This is a genomic window from Stenotrophomonas sp. 2694 (assembly GCF_040548715.1).
Classification (GTDB): Bacteria; Pseudomonadota; Gammaproteobacteria; order Xanthomonadales; family Xanthomonadaceae; genus Stenotrophomonas; species Stenotrophomonas indicatrix.
Genome location: NZ_JBEPSG010000003.1, coordinates 149,669 through 163,583, shown reverse-complemented (window position 1 = coordinate 163,583; position 13,915 = coordinate 149,669). Strand labels below are relative to the sequence as shown.

The 13,915-nt window shown below is 67.4% G+C and carries 14 protein-coding genes; 9 read left to right on the top strand and 5 right to left on the bottom strand.

The genetic code is table 11. The features are described from left to right. The first annotated feature begins 303 nt into the window (after positions 1 to 303). From ABIA73_RS05675 to ABIA73_RS05660, 4 genes are all read left to right on the top strand, one after another. Positions 304 to 939 carry a ubiquinone biosynthesis accessory factor UbiJ gene (locus tag ABIA73_RS05675; RefSeq protein ID WP_025875838.1) on the top strand — a complete coding sequence of 212 codons (636 nt, stop codon included), beginning with the start codon at positions 304 to 306 and terminating at the stop codon, positions 937 to 939. Further along, positions 936 to 2,591: a ubiquinone biosynthesis regulatory protein kinase UbiB gene (gene ubiB, locus ABIA73_RS05670; protein WP_033832742.1), complete on the top strand. Its 1,656-nt coding sequence runs from the start codon at positions 936 to 938 to the stop codon at positions 2,589 to 2,591. Before ABIA73_RS05675 ends, ubiB begins: the two co-directional genes overlap by 4 nt. After that, positions 2,591 to 3,175 (top strand): O-methyltransferase, encoded by a 585-nt coding sequence (locus ABIA73_RS05665; RefSeq protein ID WP_425478804.1) that lies wholly within the window; start codon positions 2,591 to 2,593, stop codon positions 3,173 to 3,175. The genes ubiB and ABIA73_RS05665 overlap by 1 nt, the downstream gene beginning before the upstream one ends. A gap of 146 nt (positions 3,176 to 3,321) precedes the next feature. Then, a complete protein-coding gene (locus ABIA73_RS05660; protein WP_025875833.1) occupies positions 3,322 to 4,059 on the top strand; it encodes a pseudouridine synthase in 738 nt (245 codons plus the stop codon). 84 nt (positions 4,060 to 4,143) lie between these two features. Here the strand turns inward: ABIA73_RS05660 and ABIA73_RS05655 are convergent, their stop codons facing one another. Further along, complete coding sequence (locus tag ABIA73_RS05655; RefSeq protein ID WP_032978115.1) at positions 4,144 to 4,662, bottom strand: DUF2059 domain-containing protein; 519 nt, start codon at positions 4,660 to 4,662, stop codon at positions 4,144 to 4,146. Positions 4,663 to 4,796: 134 nt separating this feature from the next. Here ABIA73_RS05655 and arfB point away from each other — a divergent pair, with 134 nt between their 5' ends. The 3 genes from arfB to dcp all read left to right on the top strand — a co-directional run bounded on the left by arfB (position 4,797) and on the right by dcp (position 8,103). Further along, positions 4,797 to 5,228: an alternative ribosome rescue aminoacyl-tRNA hydrolase ArfB gene (arfB, locus tag ABIA73_RS05650; RefSeq protein WP_025875829.1), complete on the top strand. Its 432-nt coding sequence runs from the start codon at positions 4,797 to 4,799 to the stop codon at positions 5,226 to 5,228. 4 nt (positions 5,229 to 5,232) lie between these two features. Further along, entirely contained in the window at positions 5,233 to 5,835 is a 603-nt protein-coding gene (locus ABIA73_RS05645) for a lysophospholipid acyltransferase family protein (RefSeq protein ID WP_025875827.1), read from the top strand. Between the two features lie 111 nt (positions 5,836 to 5,946). After that, positions 5,947 to 8,103: a peptidyl-dipeptidase Dcp gene (gene dcp / locus ABIA73_RS05640; RefSeq protein WP_025875824.1), complete on the top strand. Its 2,157-nt coding sequence runs from the start codon at positions 5,947 to 5,949 to the stop codon at positions 8,101 to 8,103. 364 nt (positions 8,104 to 8,467) lie between these two features. Here the strand turns inward: dcp and ABIA73_RS05635 are convergent, their stop codons facing one another. Beyond that, positions 8,468 to 8,914 (bottom strand): hypothetical protein, encoded by a 447-nt coding sequence (locus ABIA73_RS05635; RefSeq protein WP_025875822.1) that lies wholly within the window; start codon positions 8,912 to 8,914, stop codon positions 8,468 to 8,470. Between the two features lie 3 nt (positions 8,915 to 8,917). Then, positions 8,918 to 9,319, bottom strand: coding sequence for a hypothetical protein (locus ABIA73_RS05630; protein WP_025875820.1), 402 nt, complete (start codon positions 9,317 to 9,319; stop codon positions 8,918 to 8,920). 233 nt (positions 9,320 to 9,552) lie between these two features. Here ABIA73_RS05630 and lepB point away from each other — a divergent pair, with 233 nt between their 5' ends. Then, positions 9,553 to 10,179 (top strand): signal peptidase I, encoded by a 627-nt coding sequence (lepB, locus tag ABIA73_RS05625; RefSeq protein WP_025875818.1) that lies wholly within the window; start codon positions 9,553 to 9,555, stop codon positions 10,177 to 10,179. A gap of 120 nt (positions 10,180 to 10,299) precedes the next feature. Next, a complete protein-coding gene (locus ABIA73_RS05620) occupies positions 10,300 to 11,556 on the top strand; it encodes an MFS transporter (RefSeq protein WP_093820806.1) in 1,257 nt (418 codons plus the stop codon). Positions 11,557 to 11,638: 82 nt separating this feature from the next. On the opposite strand, the gene ABIA73_RS05615 is transcribed toward ABIA73_RS05620, so the two are convergent. Together ABIA73_RS05615 and ABIA73_RS05610 are read right to left on the bottom strand one after the other, a co-directional pair. Then, positions 11,639 to 12,547 carry a LysR family transcriptional regulator gene (locus ABIA73_RS05615; RefSeq protein WP_025875814.1) on the bottom strand — a complete coding sequence of 303 codons (909 nt, stop codon included), beginning with the start codon at positions 12,545 to 12,547 and terminating at the stop codon, positions 11,639 to 11,641. Between the two features lie 361 nt (positions 12,548 to 12,908). After that, positions 12,909 to 13,877: a LysR family transcriptional regulator gene (locus ABIA73_RS05610; protein ID WP_033832747.1), complete on the bottom strand. Its 969-nt coding sequence runs from the start codon at positions 13,875 to 13,877 to the stop codon at positions 12,909 to 12,911. Between the last annotated feature and the right edge of the window lie 38 nt (positions 13,878 to 13,915).

Genomic DNA, 13,915 nt, shown 5'->3' with positions numbered 1-13,915 from the left:
ACCAGAAATCCATCCACGCATGGCGTGGATCTACCGTGTCGACCAAGGTCGACACCCACCAACAGCAGCAGGAACCTGTCGAAGGCGGGGTGGGGGGGGGGGGGGGGGGGGGGGGGGCCCGGGGGGGGGGGGGGGGGGGGGGGCGGGGGGAACGGGCCCCCCCCCCCCCCCCCCCCCCCCCCCCGCCTCCCCACGGAATGCCCGCTGTTGCTGTTGCTTCGGCTTTTGATGTTGCCGTTGCGTCTGCGGGTGCCGGGCGGTAGCCCGGCCCAAGCCCCCCACCCACGCAGGTAGAATGCGCACATGGCTCTTTCCCTGCTCAAGTCCCTCAAGCCGGTCGCTGGCCGTGCCCTGCAGATCGCCCTGAACCGCGCGCTGGCGCTGGATCCGGATACCCGCCACGCACTGGCCAGCCTCGACGGTCGCCATATCGACCTGACCCTGGACGCGCCGCCGCTGGCAATGCGCATCAGCGTCGACGGTGACCAGTTGCGTGTCGGCCCGGTGGATGCGCAGGAAGCCGACCTGGCCGTGCGCAGCAGCCTGGCCGGCGTGCTGGCACAGCTGCCGCTGCTGGCGCGTGCCCGCCAGGGCGCTGACAACGGCAAGGGGCGCGTACGCGTGGCCGGCGATGCCGAGCTGGCGCGCCGCCTGCAGCAGCTGGCCAAGGGCTTCGATCCGGACTGGCAGCAGCCGTTCGTCAGCGTGTTCGGTGACGTGCTGGGCGTACAGGTGGCCAACACCCTGCGCAGCGCCCTGCAGCATGCCCGCCAGGGGGCGATCGACCTTGCCCACAGCGCCGCTGAATTCATCACCGAGGAATCGCGCGACGTGGTGCCACGTGCCGAGCTGGATGCCTTCCACGATGACGTGGACGTGCTGCGCGACGATGTCGAGCGCCTCGGCGCACGCGTGCAGCGCCTGCGGGGTGCCGCATGAAGGCGCTGCTGCGGGCCAGCCGCATCGGCCGGGTGATCCTGCGTTACCGCCTCGACGACCTGCTGCAGGGCACCCCGGCCGAGCGCTGGCTGCGCCTGGCCAAGCCGTTCGTGCCGCGCGCATCGGCCGCCATCGCGGCACAGTCGCGGGGTGCACGCCTGCGCCTGGCGCTGCAGGACCTGGGGCCGATCTTCGTGAAGTTCGGTCAGATCCTGTCCACCCGCCGCGACCTGGTGCCGCCGGACGTGGCCAATGAGCTGACCCTGCTGCAGGATCGGGTCAAGCCCTTCGACGGCGAGACCGCACGCCGCATCGTCGAGGAGGCGCTGGGCCTTCCGGTCAGCGAAGCCTTCGCCAGTTTCGATACCGAGCCACTGGCCTCGGCGTCGATCGCGCAGGTGCACGCGGCCACCCTGGCCGACGGCCGCCAGGTGGTGGTCAAGGTGCTGCGCCCGGGCATCGAAAAACAGATCGACGCTGACATCGCCCTGCTCAACTCGCTGGCGACGCTGGTCGAGCGCACCCATCCGCGCGCCGACAAGATCCGCCCGCGCGAAGTGGTGGCCGAGGTGGAGAACACCCTGGCCGCCGAGCTGGACCTGCAGCGCGAAGGCGCCAATGCCAGCGTGCTGCGCCGTTTCTGGGAGAACTCCGACGACCTGTACGTACCGGAAGTGATCTGGAGCCATACCGCCGAGCGCGCACTGACCCTGGAACGCGTATGGGGCATCCCCTCCGATGACATCGCAGCGCTGGACAAGGCCGGCATCGACCGCAAGGCGCTGGCCGCCAAAGGCGTGCGGGTGTTCTACACCCAGGTGTTCCGCGACAACTTCTTCCATGCCGACGCGCACGCCGGCAACATCTGGGTCGACATCGATCCGGCACGCCGCGACAACCCGCGCTTCATCGCGCTGGACTTCGGCATCATGGGCCAGCTCTCGCAGGAAGATCAGTATTACCTGGCCGAGAATTTCATGGCCATCTTCAACCGCGACTACCGCCGCATCGCCGAACTACACGTGCAGGCGCGCTGGATGCCCGACAACGTGCGCATCGATGATCTGGAAGCGGCAGTGCGTTCGGTGTGCGAGCCGTACTTCACCCGCCCGCTGTCGCAGATCTCGCTGGCCGAAGTGCTGATGAAGCTGTTCCGCGTGGCCCAGCGCTACCAGCTGACCCTGCAGCCGCAGTTGATCCTGCTGCAGAAGACCCTGCTCAACATCGAGGGCGTCGGCCGCCAGCTGGACCCGCAGATCGACATCTGGGCCGTGGCCAAACCGGTGCTGGCGAAGATCCTGCGCGAGCGCTACAGCCCGCGTCGCGTGGTGCGCGAGATCGGCAAGCGCCTGCCGGAAATCATGACCCATGCGCCGGACATGCCGCGCCTGGTGCACGCCTGGCTGACCCAGCAGGTGGAAGGTCGCCATGAGCTGGCGATGCGCTCGCGCGATCTGGTTGCGCTGGATGCCAGCGTGCAGCGCCTGCAGAAGCATGCGGTCGGTGCGATCACCGGCGTCGGCCTGCTGGCGATCGCCGCATTGATGTACGTGCTGCAGCCGCCGGGCTGGTACTGGGGCGACGTGCCGGCGTGGAGCTGGGTGTCCGGTGCGGTTGGAGCGTTCGCACTGGCGCGTGCGTGGTGGCGATGATGGATGCGCTGAGCGCGCTCAAACAGGAGCTCGCGCAGTTCGGCAGCGACAACGATGCGTGCGAAACCGAGCGCGGTCGGCGCATGCTCAACATCACCGCCGACACCGGTGAACTGCTGTCGGTGCTGGTGCGTTTCGGCAACGCCCGCCGCGTGCTGGAGATCGGTACGTCCAACGGTTATTCCACGCTGTGGCTGGCCGAAGCGGCGGCCGCGATCGATGGCCAGGTGACCACGCTGGAGTTCGCTGCCGACAAGGTGGCGATGGCCCGCGCGAATTTCGCCCGCAGTGGATTGGGCGAGCGCATCAACCTGGTCCACGGTGATGCCGGTCAGTGGCTGGCGCAGGCCGAGCAGGGCTGCATCGACCTGCTGTTCCTGGATTCGGATCGCGGGCAGTACGCGGGCTGGTGGCCGCAGCTGCGTCGGGTACTGCGCCCCGGCGGCCTGCTGGTGGTCGACAACGCCACCTCGCATGCCGGTGAGATGGCGCCGCTGCGCGCCCTGCTGGCCGCCGATGCGGCGTTCACCACCAGCCTGGTGCCGGTGGGCAATGGCGAACTGCTGGCGCTGCGCAACACCTGACCGGGCGTCACCCCGGTAGCGCGGGTCGCTGGCCTGGTGCGGTAGTGCCGGCCGCTGGCCGGCAACCGCAGTCATCGGGCGACCTCGACGTTGCCGGCCAGCGGCCGGCACTACCCTGTTCAGCGCGTCATCCGGATAATCGCGCGGTGAGTACCGAACCTGACACCCTCGCCGCGGTCGAGACTGAAACCGCGCCCCTGCAGCTGCTGCACCTGGATGAACGACTGGCCGTGGTCAACAAGCCGGCCGGGCTGATGGTCCATGACAGCAAGCTGGCCCGTGGCGAAGATGATTTCCTCGCCGATCGCCTGCGCGAGCAGCTGGGCCGGCCGATCTTCCTGGTCCATCGCCTGGATCGCGCCACCAGCGGCTGCCTGTTGCTGGCCTTCGACCGTGATACGGCCAGTGCGCTGGGCAAGTCGTTGATGGGCGGCGAGGTGAGCAAGGATTACCTGGCCATCTGCCGCGGCTGGCCGGCCGAGGAGGCCTGGCAGGTCGACCACGATCTGGATGGCGGTCCCGGCAAGCCGGTGAAGAAGCCGGCGGTCACCGACTTCCAGCGCCTGGCTACCGGCGAACTGTCGGTACCGGTGGGCGAGTTCACCAGCTCGCGCTATGCACTGCTGCGCTGCCAGCCGCTGACCGGGCGCTTCCGGCAGATCCGCCGCCATCTCAAGCACCTGTCACATCACCTGATCGGTGATACCAGCCATGGTGATGGCCGGCACAACCGCAACTTCCGCATGCAGGGTGTGCACCGCATGCTGCTGCACGCCGAGCGCCTGCGCTTTCCGCATCCGGATGGTGGCACGGTGGATGTGCGCGCGCCGGTCGACGGTGAATTCCAGAAGGCGCTGGACCTGTTCGGCTGGCAGGCTCCGTAGCGGTAGCGCCGGGCCATGCCCGGCGGCTTCTGCGATGAAACGGCCGCGCTTCGCGCTCGCCGGGCATGGCCCGGCGCTACCGTCTTACTTCTTTTCCGGCTCGTTGACGATCGCTTCCAGATCCTTCTGCAGATCGGCGAACAGCGGCTGCATGCGCGTCTGGATCGCCACCATCACGTTCTGCATCAGCGCCGGGGTCTTGTCGAGCAGGCTCTGGCCGGCCGGGCTCTCGTAGAACTCGGCCATGGCCAGCACGTCTTCCTTGCTGAAGGTCTTCTTGTACAGGTCCACGTACATCGGCCGCAGCTGCTGCCACGACAGTGCCTGGCGCAGGGTCTGGCTGGTACGGGCCTGGATGCGCTGCAGCTGTTCCTGCTGCTGGGCGTTGAGCTTGCGCTGTGCGGCGACCTGCTGGAACTGCTGCTGCTGCATCGCTTCGATCTGCGGCAGCATGGTGTCGATCATGCTCTGCGCACGCGAGGCCGACAGCAGGCGGTTGATGTCGCCATCGGTGGGGGCTGCGGCCAGCACCGGCGCGCTTGCTGCGGCCAGCACCAGCAGCAGGGTCGCGCGGCGCAACAGGGAGGGAACGAAGCGGATCATGCGGAGCGTCCTGCAGTACACGGGATGGCAAGCATACCCCCGGCAAAGGCGAAGGCGGCGTGTTCGGTGCCTGATCGGCGGCATACGGGGCGTGATGGCAGCCACGGCAACGCGGCTGCCGCTACAATGCGCGGATGGGCAGTGGACCGGTCATCATCAGCGCGCAGCTTGAAATCCCCGACGGCGAAATCGTCGAGCGTTTCGTGCGTGCCAGTGGTGCCGGCGGCCAGAACGTCAACAAGGTCTCCACCGCGGTGGAACTGCGTTTCGACGTGGCCGGTTCGCCCTCGTTGCCCGAGCCGCTACGCGAGCGCCTGTTGGCGCGGCGCGACCGGCGCATGACCGGCGAAGGCGTGCTGGTCATCGACGCGCAGCGTTTCCGCACCCAGGATCGCAATCGCGAGGATGCGCGCGAGCGGCTGGCGGCCTTCATCCAGGCCGGGCTGAGCGTGCCCAAACCACGCAAGGCCACCAAGCCGACCTTCGGGTCGAAACTGCGTCGTCTGGACGCCAAACGCGGGCGCGCGCAGATCAAGCGCGGGCGCTCATCACGTGACTGGGAGTGATTGCTTGAACAACCCGACGCCGTTGCTGCCGGCCATTCCGCCGAACATGCCGCAGGTCAAGCCCAACCGTTTCCTGCGCTGGCTGGCGCGCTGCACGCTGCGCATGGGCGGCTGGAAAGTGACCGGCACGCTGCCGAACGTTCCCAGGCTGGTCTTCATCATCGCTCCGCATTCGTCCAACTGGGACGGGCTGTGGGGCATGGCCGCCAAGATCGCACTGGGCATGAAAGTGAAGGTGCTGGGCAAGGCCTCGCTGTTCTGGTGGCCACTGGGCCCGCTGCTGCACAAGCTGGGCGTGATCCCGCTGGATCGCAGCTCGCCGCAGGGCACTGTCGGCCAGGCCGTGGACCTGCTGCGCAACAACGAGAAGATGTGGTTCGCCATCACCCCCGAGGGCACCCGCAAGGCCGTGAAGGACTGGAAGGCTGGCTTCCTGAAGATTGCGCGGATGGCCGACGTGCCGATCCTGGCCGCGTATTTCCACTACCCGGAAAAGACCATCGGCATCGGCCCGCTGTTCACGCCGACCGGCGATGATGCCGCAGACATGGCGACCATCCGCGAGTTCTACCGGCCCTGGATCGGCAAGACCCGCGGCACGGTCTGAGCCAGCCGCTGCTGGCAGCGCAGACGCCACGTCCGGCACATGCCGGGCGCCCGTGACAGGAGTAGGGTGGACGGCTGCCATCCCGTACCGTCTGCCCAAGGAGCGTTTTACATGTCGCGTACCGTAGTCCTGGCCGCCGCCATCAGCCTGGCGCTGGCGGCCTGTTCCGGCAAGGAGTCCACCCCCGTGTCCGAAGCCCAGAATGCACCGGCCCAGCAGCCGGCCGAAGCCTCCACCAATCCGCTGCTGACCGCCAGCAGCCTGCCGTTCCAGGCACCGCCGTTCGACAAGATCAAGGACAGCGATTACCTGCCGGCCTTCGAAGAAGGCATGCGCCAGCATCTGGCCGACGTGCGCAAGATCGCCGACAGCGCCGAGCCGGCCACCTTCGACAACACCATCGTGGCGATGGAGCGCAGCGGCGAGACCCTGACCCGCGTGTCGCGCATCTTCTTCGGCCTGGTCCAGGCCGACACCAACGATGCCCGCCAGAAGATCCAGGAAGAAGTGGCGCCGAAGCTGGCCGCGCACCAGGACGAGATCAACCTCGATCCGAAGCTGTTCGCGCGCGTGAAGTCGCTGTACGACCAGCGTGAGACGCTGGGCCTGGATCCGGTGCAGAAGCGCCTGGTCGAGCACTACTACGACGGCCTGGTGCGCGCCGGCGCGCAGCTGTCCGACGCCGACAAGGCGAGCCTGCGCAAGCTAAACGTGGAAGAAACCACGCTGTCCACCCAGTTCCACACCCGCCTGGTGGCTGCAACCGCCGCTGCTGCGGTCGTGGTGGACGACAAGGCCAAGCTGGCCGGCCTGGACGAGGGCGCGGTCAACAATGCCGCCGCCGCCGCCAAGGACCGCAAGCTGGATGGCAAGTTCCTGCTGCCGCTGCAGAACACCACCCAGCAGCCGGTGCTCGGTTCGCTGACCGACCGCGACCAGCGCGCCGCCGTGCTGAAGGCTTCGGAAACCCGTGCCGAGCGTGGCGATGCCAACGACACCCGGCAGACCGTGCAGCGCCTGGCCCAGCTGCGTGCGCAGAAGGCCAAGCTGCTCGGCTTCGACACCTTCGCCGACTACCAGCTGGGCGACCAGATGGCCAAGACCCCGGCGGCCGCACTGAAGCTGCTGACCGACACCGTGCCTGCCGCCACCGCCAAGGCGCGTGCCGAAGCCGGTGAGATCCAGAAGGTGATCGACGCCCAGAAGGGTGGTTTCCAGGTGGCCGCCTCGGATTGGGATTTCTACGCCGAGCAGGTGCGCAAGGCCAAGTACGATCTGGACGAGTCGCAGATCAAGCCGTACTTCGAGCTGGACAACGTGCTGCAGAACGGCGTCTTCTACGCCGCCACCCAGCTGTACGGCATCACCTTCAAGCCGCGCACCGACATTCCGACCTACAACCCGGACATGAAGGTGTACGAAGTGTTCGACAAGGACGGCACCTCGCTGGCCCTGTTCTACACCGACTACTTCAAGCGTGACAGCAAGTCCGGTGGCGCCTGGATGGACGTATTCGTCGAACAGGACGGCCTGACCGGTGCCAAGCCGGTGGTCTACAACGTCTGCAACTTCACCAAGCCGGCCGCTGGCCAGCCTGCGCTGATCAGCTTCGACGACGTCACCACGATGTTCCATGAGTTCGGCCATGCACTGCATGGCATGTTCTCGAACGTGAAGTACCCGTCGATCGCTGGCACCGCCACCTCGCGCGATTTCGTCGAGTTCCCGTCGCAGTTCAACGAGCACTGGGCGCTGGACCCGAAGGTGTTCGCCAACTACGCCAAGCACTACAAGACCGGCGAAGCGATGCCGCAGGAACTGGTCGACAAGATCCTCAAGGCGCGCAGCTTCAACCAGGGCTATGCGACCACCGAGTACCTGTCGGCGGCACTGCTCGACCTGGCCTGGCACACGCAGAAGGCCGATGCCCCGCTGCAGGACGTCGGCGCCTTCGAAGCGAGCGCGCTGAAGAAGTTCAAGGTCGATCTGCCGCAAGTGCCGCCGCGTTACCGCACCACCTACTTCGACCACATCTGGGGTGGCGGTTACTCGGCCGGCTACTACGCCTACTTCTGGGCGGAAGTGCTGGACCATGACGCCTACCAGTGGTTCACCGAACACGGTGGCCTGACCGCCGCCAACGGCCAGGAATTCCGCGACAAGATCCTCTCGCGCGGCAACAGCGTGGAGCTGTCGACCCTGTACCGCGATTTCCGCGGCAAGGACCCGTCGGTGGAGCCGCTGCTGAAGTTCCGCGGCCTGAAGTAAGCTCGGCCTGAAGTACGAAAAACAAAACGGCGGGGGCAACCCCGCCGTTTTTCGTTGTGTCGCTCATCCACGCATGGCGTGGATCCATGTGTCGACCAAGATCGACACCCATCAAGAGCAGGTCATGCCATTCCGACAGATCGCGGAAATGTGTCGAAGGCGGGGTGGGGCCGGTTGCGGGGGCGTGAGCGCCATGGATGGCGCGATCGAGCTTACATGGACGTACTTGCAGCGTCCCCCGCAACCGGACCCACCCCGCCATCCCACGCAATGCCAGCCTCTGCTGTTGCTGTTGTTGCTGTTGTTGTTGAGGTTGCCGGCCAGCGGCCGGCACTACCCCCGGGGGCCGGCCTCAGCCCGGCCATCACGTCCCTACATGCACCCGGTTCGCCTGCTCGGCCAACCCCAGGTGATCCAGCGCGATATCCAGCGCCAGTACATAGCTCTGCGCGCCGTACCCGGCGGCGATGCCCAGGCGCTGGCCAACACCGGCCGGCAGGCACGGCTCGGCCACCGCGCCATCGTCATGCACTTCCACGTACGCGTTGTGCAGGTAGGGCAGCAGCCGCTGCAGGCGCAGGCTGTCGGCACATGCGCCCGGATCCAGCAGCGTCACCTCGCCACGGCTGTGGTCGGCCACGCGCAGCGCGTCCAGCAGTTCCTGTTCCGAACCGCAGGCGCGGATCGCCACGCTGGTGCCCGCATCGATCGCACGGTGCACCAGTGATTTCAGTACCGGCGCCGGCAGCGGCGCGGCGGTGCGGATCAACGCGCCCGCCGCTTCCGGGCCACGGATGATGAAGATCGACATGGCTCAGCCCTCCCGTGCCAGGCGACGGCTGACGATGGCCAATGACAGCGGATAGCCCGCCTGCTGGCTGCGCTGGTCGACCACCACGGCGGCCGGGCCGTGCTGCAGGCGCAGGCGCGCTTCCAGACCGGGCTGGTGCGGCGACTGCAGTTCGATGTACTCCGCCGGCAGACCGTCCAGCGCCGCCTGCAGCGCACCGCCCTCGGCACACCATTGCGCCTCGTCGGCGACGCCGACATCAAGCAGCACCCAGTCCGCGGTGCGCGCCTGCGGCTGGCACAGACACTGGCGCACATCGGCCAGGCTGGCGCAGTCGGTGCACAGCACCGTATGGCCGGACAACTCGGCCGGCAGCAGCGGACGCGGCACCGACGGCGACGCATGCCGGATCACCAGGAGGGTCATACAACACCTTGCGCAAAGCGCCCTGCGGCGCGGTAGGCACACGATGCGCGTGGGGGCCGTAAAGGTGCGATGCCCAGTGCCCGGCCCGGGCGTAAAACCTTCATAACGTCCGGGCGGAATGCACCCGGTGGCTGCCGACCGTTGATCGGCACGGGCATGGAGACCGGCATGATGCGCGGGAACCTCACGCCTGCCCTTGCGGTCTGATGCCCACCCACCACCCGGAGCCTGACATGGATGCTGTAGCCCGTCCGCCGTTCCCAGAGCGCGCGCTCACCTGGCTGAAGAAGGAGGCACTGCCGCTGCTGGTGATGCTGGGCCTGCTCGCTGCCGCTCGCGACACCCTCGCCAACCACTATGTCGTGCCCAGCGGTTCGATGCAGCCGACGCTGCAACCGGGTGACCGGGTGGTGGTGGACATGCGCGCCTACGGCCTGCGCCTGCCGTTCACCAGCCAGGAGCTGCTGGCTACCGGCACGCCGCAGCGTGGTGAGGTGGCGGTGTTCGATTCGCCGGCCGATGGCACCCGCCTGATCAAGCGCGTCGCCGCCGTGGCCGGCGACCACGTGCAGCTGCGCGATGGCCACCTGAGCATCAACGGCCAGCCGCTGCAGATCGCCGACCTGGCCGACACCGAAGCTTTCGGTGAGCGCCGCGCCAGCCTCGATCTGGACAGCGGCGGTGGCCCGGACATCGCGGATCTGCAGGTGCCCGCCGGCAAGGTGCTGGTGCTGGGCGACCATCGTGGCAACAGCTTCGACGGTCGCTTCTTCGGCTTCGTCGATGCGGACAAGATCTATGGCCGCGCAGTGGCGGTGTACTACCGCCGTGGCGACGGCTTCGAGTGGCAGCGGCTGTAAGCTTATCGATATGCCAGAAGTATCAATCATGACCTATCAGGTTATGGATCGACTGGATGGACGGGCCTAGTCTGGGACCCGTCCCCTCCAATCCGGCCGCCCCCACGGCCCACCGCTCCCATGACTGGCGATACCCCGGCGGCCCTCGCCGACCGTCCCCGTACTGACCACGCTCCCGTCGACACCCGCATCCAGCAGGGGACGCCGGCCTTCCGCCGCACCGCGCTGGCGCTGTTTTTGGCTGGCTTTTCGACCTTCGGCCTGCTGTACACGGTGCAGCCACTGCTGCCCGAGTTCAGTCGCCACTTCGGTGTGTCTGCTGCCGGCAGCGCGATGTCGCTGTCGCTGACCACCGGCACCCTGGCCGTGGCCATGCTGCTGGCGGGCCTGCTGTCCGATGCGGTCGGCCGGCGCCCGCTGATGATCGTTGCGTTGCTGGCCTCGGCCACGCTGTCGCTGTGCACCGCACTGGTCGACGACTGGGCCACCCTGCTGGTGCTGCGCACCCTGCTGGGGCTGGCGTTGAGCGGCGTGCCAGCGGTGGCGATGACCTACCTGGTGGAAGAGATGGACAGCCGCGCGCTGGGCCTGGCGATGGGCCTGTACATCGGCGGCAACGCCATCGGTGGCATGAGCGGGCGCCTGCTGGCCGGCATCATCGCCGACCACTGGGGCTGGCGCTGGGGCATCGGCGTGGTCTCGATCATCGCCATGGCCAGCACCGTGCTGCTGTGGCTGCAGCTGCCACCGTCGCGCCACTTCCAGGCCAGTCGCAGTGGCCTGCGCCAGCTGCCCGCGCGCTGGCGCACGCTGTTCGCCGATCCCGGCCTGCCGTGGCTGTTCGCGACCTCGTTCGTGCTGATGGGTGTGTTCGTCACCCTCTACAACTACCTCGGCTATCACCTGCTGGCGCCGCCGTACCACCTCAGCCAGACCGTGGTCGGGTTGATCTTCAGCGTGTATCTGGTCGGCACCTTCAGTTCGGCGTGGATGGGCCAGCAGGCCACGCGCCATGGGCGCGGTCGCATCCTGGCGATCTCCTTCGGCCTGATCGCCGCCGGCATCGTGCTGCTGGCGATGCCGTGGCTGCCGGCGATGGCAGTGGGCATCGCGCTGGTGACCTTCGGTTTCTTCGGTGGCCATTCGGTGGCCAGCAGCTGGGTCGGCAGCCGTGCCGGCTCGATGCGTGCGGAAGCTTCGGCGCTGTACCTGTTTGCCTACTACCTGGGCTCGAGCGTGCTGGGCGGCGTGGGTGGTCTGGCCTATGCCGCGTGGGACTGGCTGGGCGTGTGCGCGTTCGCCGCGCTGCTGACCCTGATCGGAGGTGGCATCGTGTGGGCGCTGCAGCAGCGCGCGCCGCAGCCGGTGACCGCCTGATCCTGCCCTGGTAGATGCCGACCTTGGTCGGCGTTGTGGCCCTGGGCCAACCAAGGTTGGCCACTACCGGGCGCGATGCACCTCACCCCTCCGCAAACGCGTCGCGCAGCAGCCCGGCGAAATTGCGGATCAACGGCGTCACCCCCTCGCGGCGCCACGCCAATTGCACTTCCGAATGCGCGCCGGCATCGGCCAGCGGCACGAAGCGCGCACCTTCCACCCGGATGTGGTCGCACGACGAAGGCAGGATCGCCGCACCCAGTCCCGCAGCGGCCAGGCTGATCAGCGTTGAAGCCTCACCGGCTTCCTGCACGATGCGCGGGGTGAAACCCGCTGCCGCGCACAGCGCGATCATGTGGTCATGGATGCCCGCCCCGGCGCTGCGGCGGAACGCCACGAACGGTTCCTGCGCCAGATCACGCAACGCCAGCGTGCCGCCTTTCGACAGGCGACGCAGGGCAGGGTGGTCGGCATGCACGATCAACGCCAGTGGATCGACGAACAGGCTGTGCGCCACCAGCTCGGCCGGCAGCGTGCGCTTGCGGATGATGCCCACATCCAGGCTGCCATCGAGCAGCGCATCGATCTGCTGCAGGGTGTTCATCTCGCTCAGCTGCAGCCGCACCTGCGGATACTGCTGGCGGTACTGCAGGATCGAACGCGGAATCTGCGGTGACAGCGGCGTGGCCCGGGTCAGGCCGATACGCAGCTCACCCTGCTCGCCACGCTGCGCGCGCTGCACTTCATCCACCGCCGATTCCACCTGCTGCACGATGCTGCGCGCACGTTCCTGCAGCAGTTCCCCTGCAGCGGTCAGCTGCACACGCCGATGGCTGCGCACGAACAGGCGCGCACCGATCAGTTCCTCCAGCTGCCGGATCTGCTGGCTGAGCGGCGGCTGCGACATCCCCAACCGCTCGGCCGCCTGGCCGAAGTGCAGGGTATCGGCAACGGCAAGGAAGTAGCGCAGGTGGCGAAGTTCGATGGACATGGATGCAGTCTATCCAGCCCGACGCCGGGAATCGTCATCCACGCATGACGTGGATCAACCGTGTCGACCAAGGTCGACACCCACCAAGAGCAGGCCATGCCGTTCCGACAGATCGCGGAAATCTGTCAGAGGTGGGGCGGTGTGGGTGGGCAGGACCGTTGGCGCCATGGATGGCGCCATCGAGCCCCCAAGGACGGGTTTACGGCGTGTCCTGCCCACTCACACCGCCCCGCCATCCCACGGAATCCCCGCTGTTGCCTTTGACGTTGCCGTTGCCGTTGCCGTTGCCTCTGCCGTTGCCGTTGCCGTTGCCGTTGCCGTTGATTCGGCAGGTGCAGGGCGCAGCCCTGCCGACAACCCCTCACCGCTCCGAATGCCCGCTCTGGTCGTAATCGCGCGGGCTGAACAACTCTGGCTGGATCAGCTCGATGAACGCCCGCGCCTGCGCCGACAGCGCCTTGCCGCGCCGCACGATCACCCCGTAACTCCGCTCCGGGAACCAGCGCTTCATCGACCGTGCGGCCAACCGTTCGCGGTCGGCATCGTTCAGGCACAGCGCCGGCACGATGGAAATACCCATGCCCATCGCCACGTACTGCTTGATCACCTCCCAGCCGCCCACCTCCAGCGCAACGGTGTAGGCGATGCGGTGGCGCTGGAACACCTGGTCCACCAGCCGGTAGGTGATCTGCCGTTTCGGCGGCAGCACCAGCGGATAACGGGCGATGTCGGCCAGTTCCAGCTCGCCACCGCTGGCCAGCGGATGGTCATGCGGGGCGATCAGCACCTGTTCGAAACGGTAGGCCGGCGCATAGCTGAGGTCAGCCGGTACATCGGTCATCGAGCCGATCGCCAGGTCGGCGGCATCCTCGCGCAGCAGGTCGGTGCCGTCGGCGCTGATGGCGTTGTGCAGGGTCAGGCGTACGTCGGGGTAATGCTGGCGGAAGCGTTCGACGATCTTCGGCAGCAGGTACAGGATGGTCGAGCTGTTGGCAGCGATGTTCAGCTCGCCCGCGTCCAGCCCGCGCACCTTGTCGCGGAAGCGCGCTTCCAGACCGTCCAGGCTCTCCACCAGCGGCTGCGCCATTTCATACAGCAGCTGGCCCTCGCGACTGGGCACCAGGCGCCGGCCGCTGCGCTCGAACAGCGGTACCCCCAACTCACGCTCCAGCGCCTGCAACTGCAGGCTGATGGCCGGTTGACTGACGAAAAGTGCCTCAGCCGCCCGTGAGACTGAGCCCAGGCGCACCGTCTGGCAGAACGCGCGCAGCGGCTTCAGCCGATCGGATTTGTAGGAAAAACGAGGACTTGGCGGGGTGCGCGTGGTCATGGCGTCACAAGTATTAGCACAAGTTATGTAAAGCATTG

Coding starts and splice junctions, on each gene's coding strand:
- ABIA73_RS05675 (WP_025875838.1), top strand. CDS start 304: ATGGCTCTTTCCCTGCTCAAGTCCCTCAAGCCGGTCGCTGGCCGTGCC.
- ubiB (WP_033832742.1), top strand. CDS start 936: ATGAAGGCGCTGCTGCGGGCCAGCCGCATCGGCCGGGTGATCCTGCGT.
- ABIA73_RS05665 (WP_425478804.1), top strand. CDS start 2,591: ATGGATGCGCTGAGCGCGCTCAAACAGGAGCTCGCGCAGTTCGGCAGC.
- ABIA73_RS05655 (WP_032978115.1), bottom strand. CDS start 4,662: ATGATCCGCTTCGTTCCCTCCCTGTTGCGCCGCGCGACCCTGCTGCTG.
- arfB (WP_025875829.1), top strand. CDS start 4,797: ATGGGCAGTGGACCGGTCATCATCAGCGCGCAGCTTGAAATCCCCGAC.
- dcp (WP_025875824.1), top strand. CDS start 5,947: ATGTCGCGTACCGTAGTCCTGGCCGCCGCCATCAGCCTGGCGCTGGCG.
- ABIA73_RS05635 (WP_025875822.1), bottom strand. CDS start 8,914: ATGTCGATCTTCATCATCCGTGGCCCGGAAGCGGCGGGCGCGTTGATC.
- ABIA73_RS05630 (WP_025875820.1), bottom strand. CDS start 9,319: ATGACCCTCCTGGTGATCCGGCATGCGTCGCCGTCGGTGCCGCGTCCG.
- lepB (WP_025875818.1), top strand. CDS start 9,553: ATGGATGCTGTAGCCCGTCCGCCGTTCCCAGAGCGCGCGCTCACCTGG.
- ABIA73_RS05620 (WP_093820806.1), top strand. CDS start 10,300: ATGACTGGCGATACCCCGGCGGCCCTCGCCGACCGTCCCCGTACTGAC.
- ABIA73_RS05615 (WP_025875814.1), bottom strand. CDS start 12,547: ATGTCCATCGAACTTCGCCACCTGCGCTACTTCCTTGCCGTTGCCGAT.
- ABIA73_RS05610 (WP_033832747.1), bottom strand. CDS start 13,877: ATGACCACGCGCACCCCGCCAAGTCCTCGTTTTTCCTACAAATCCGAT.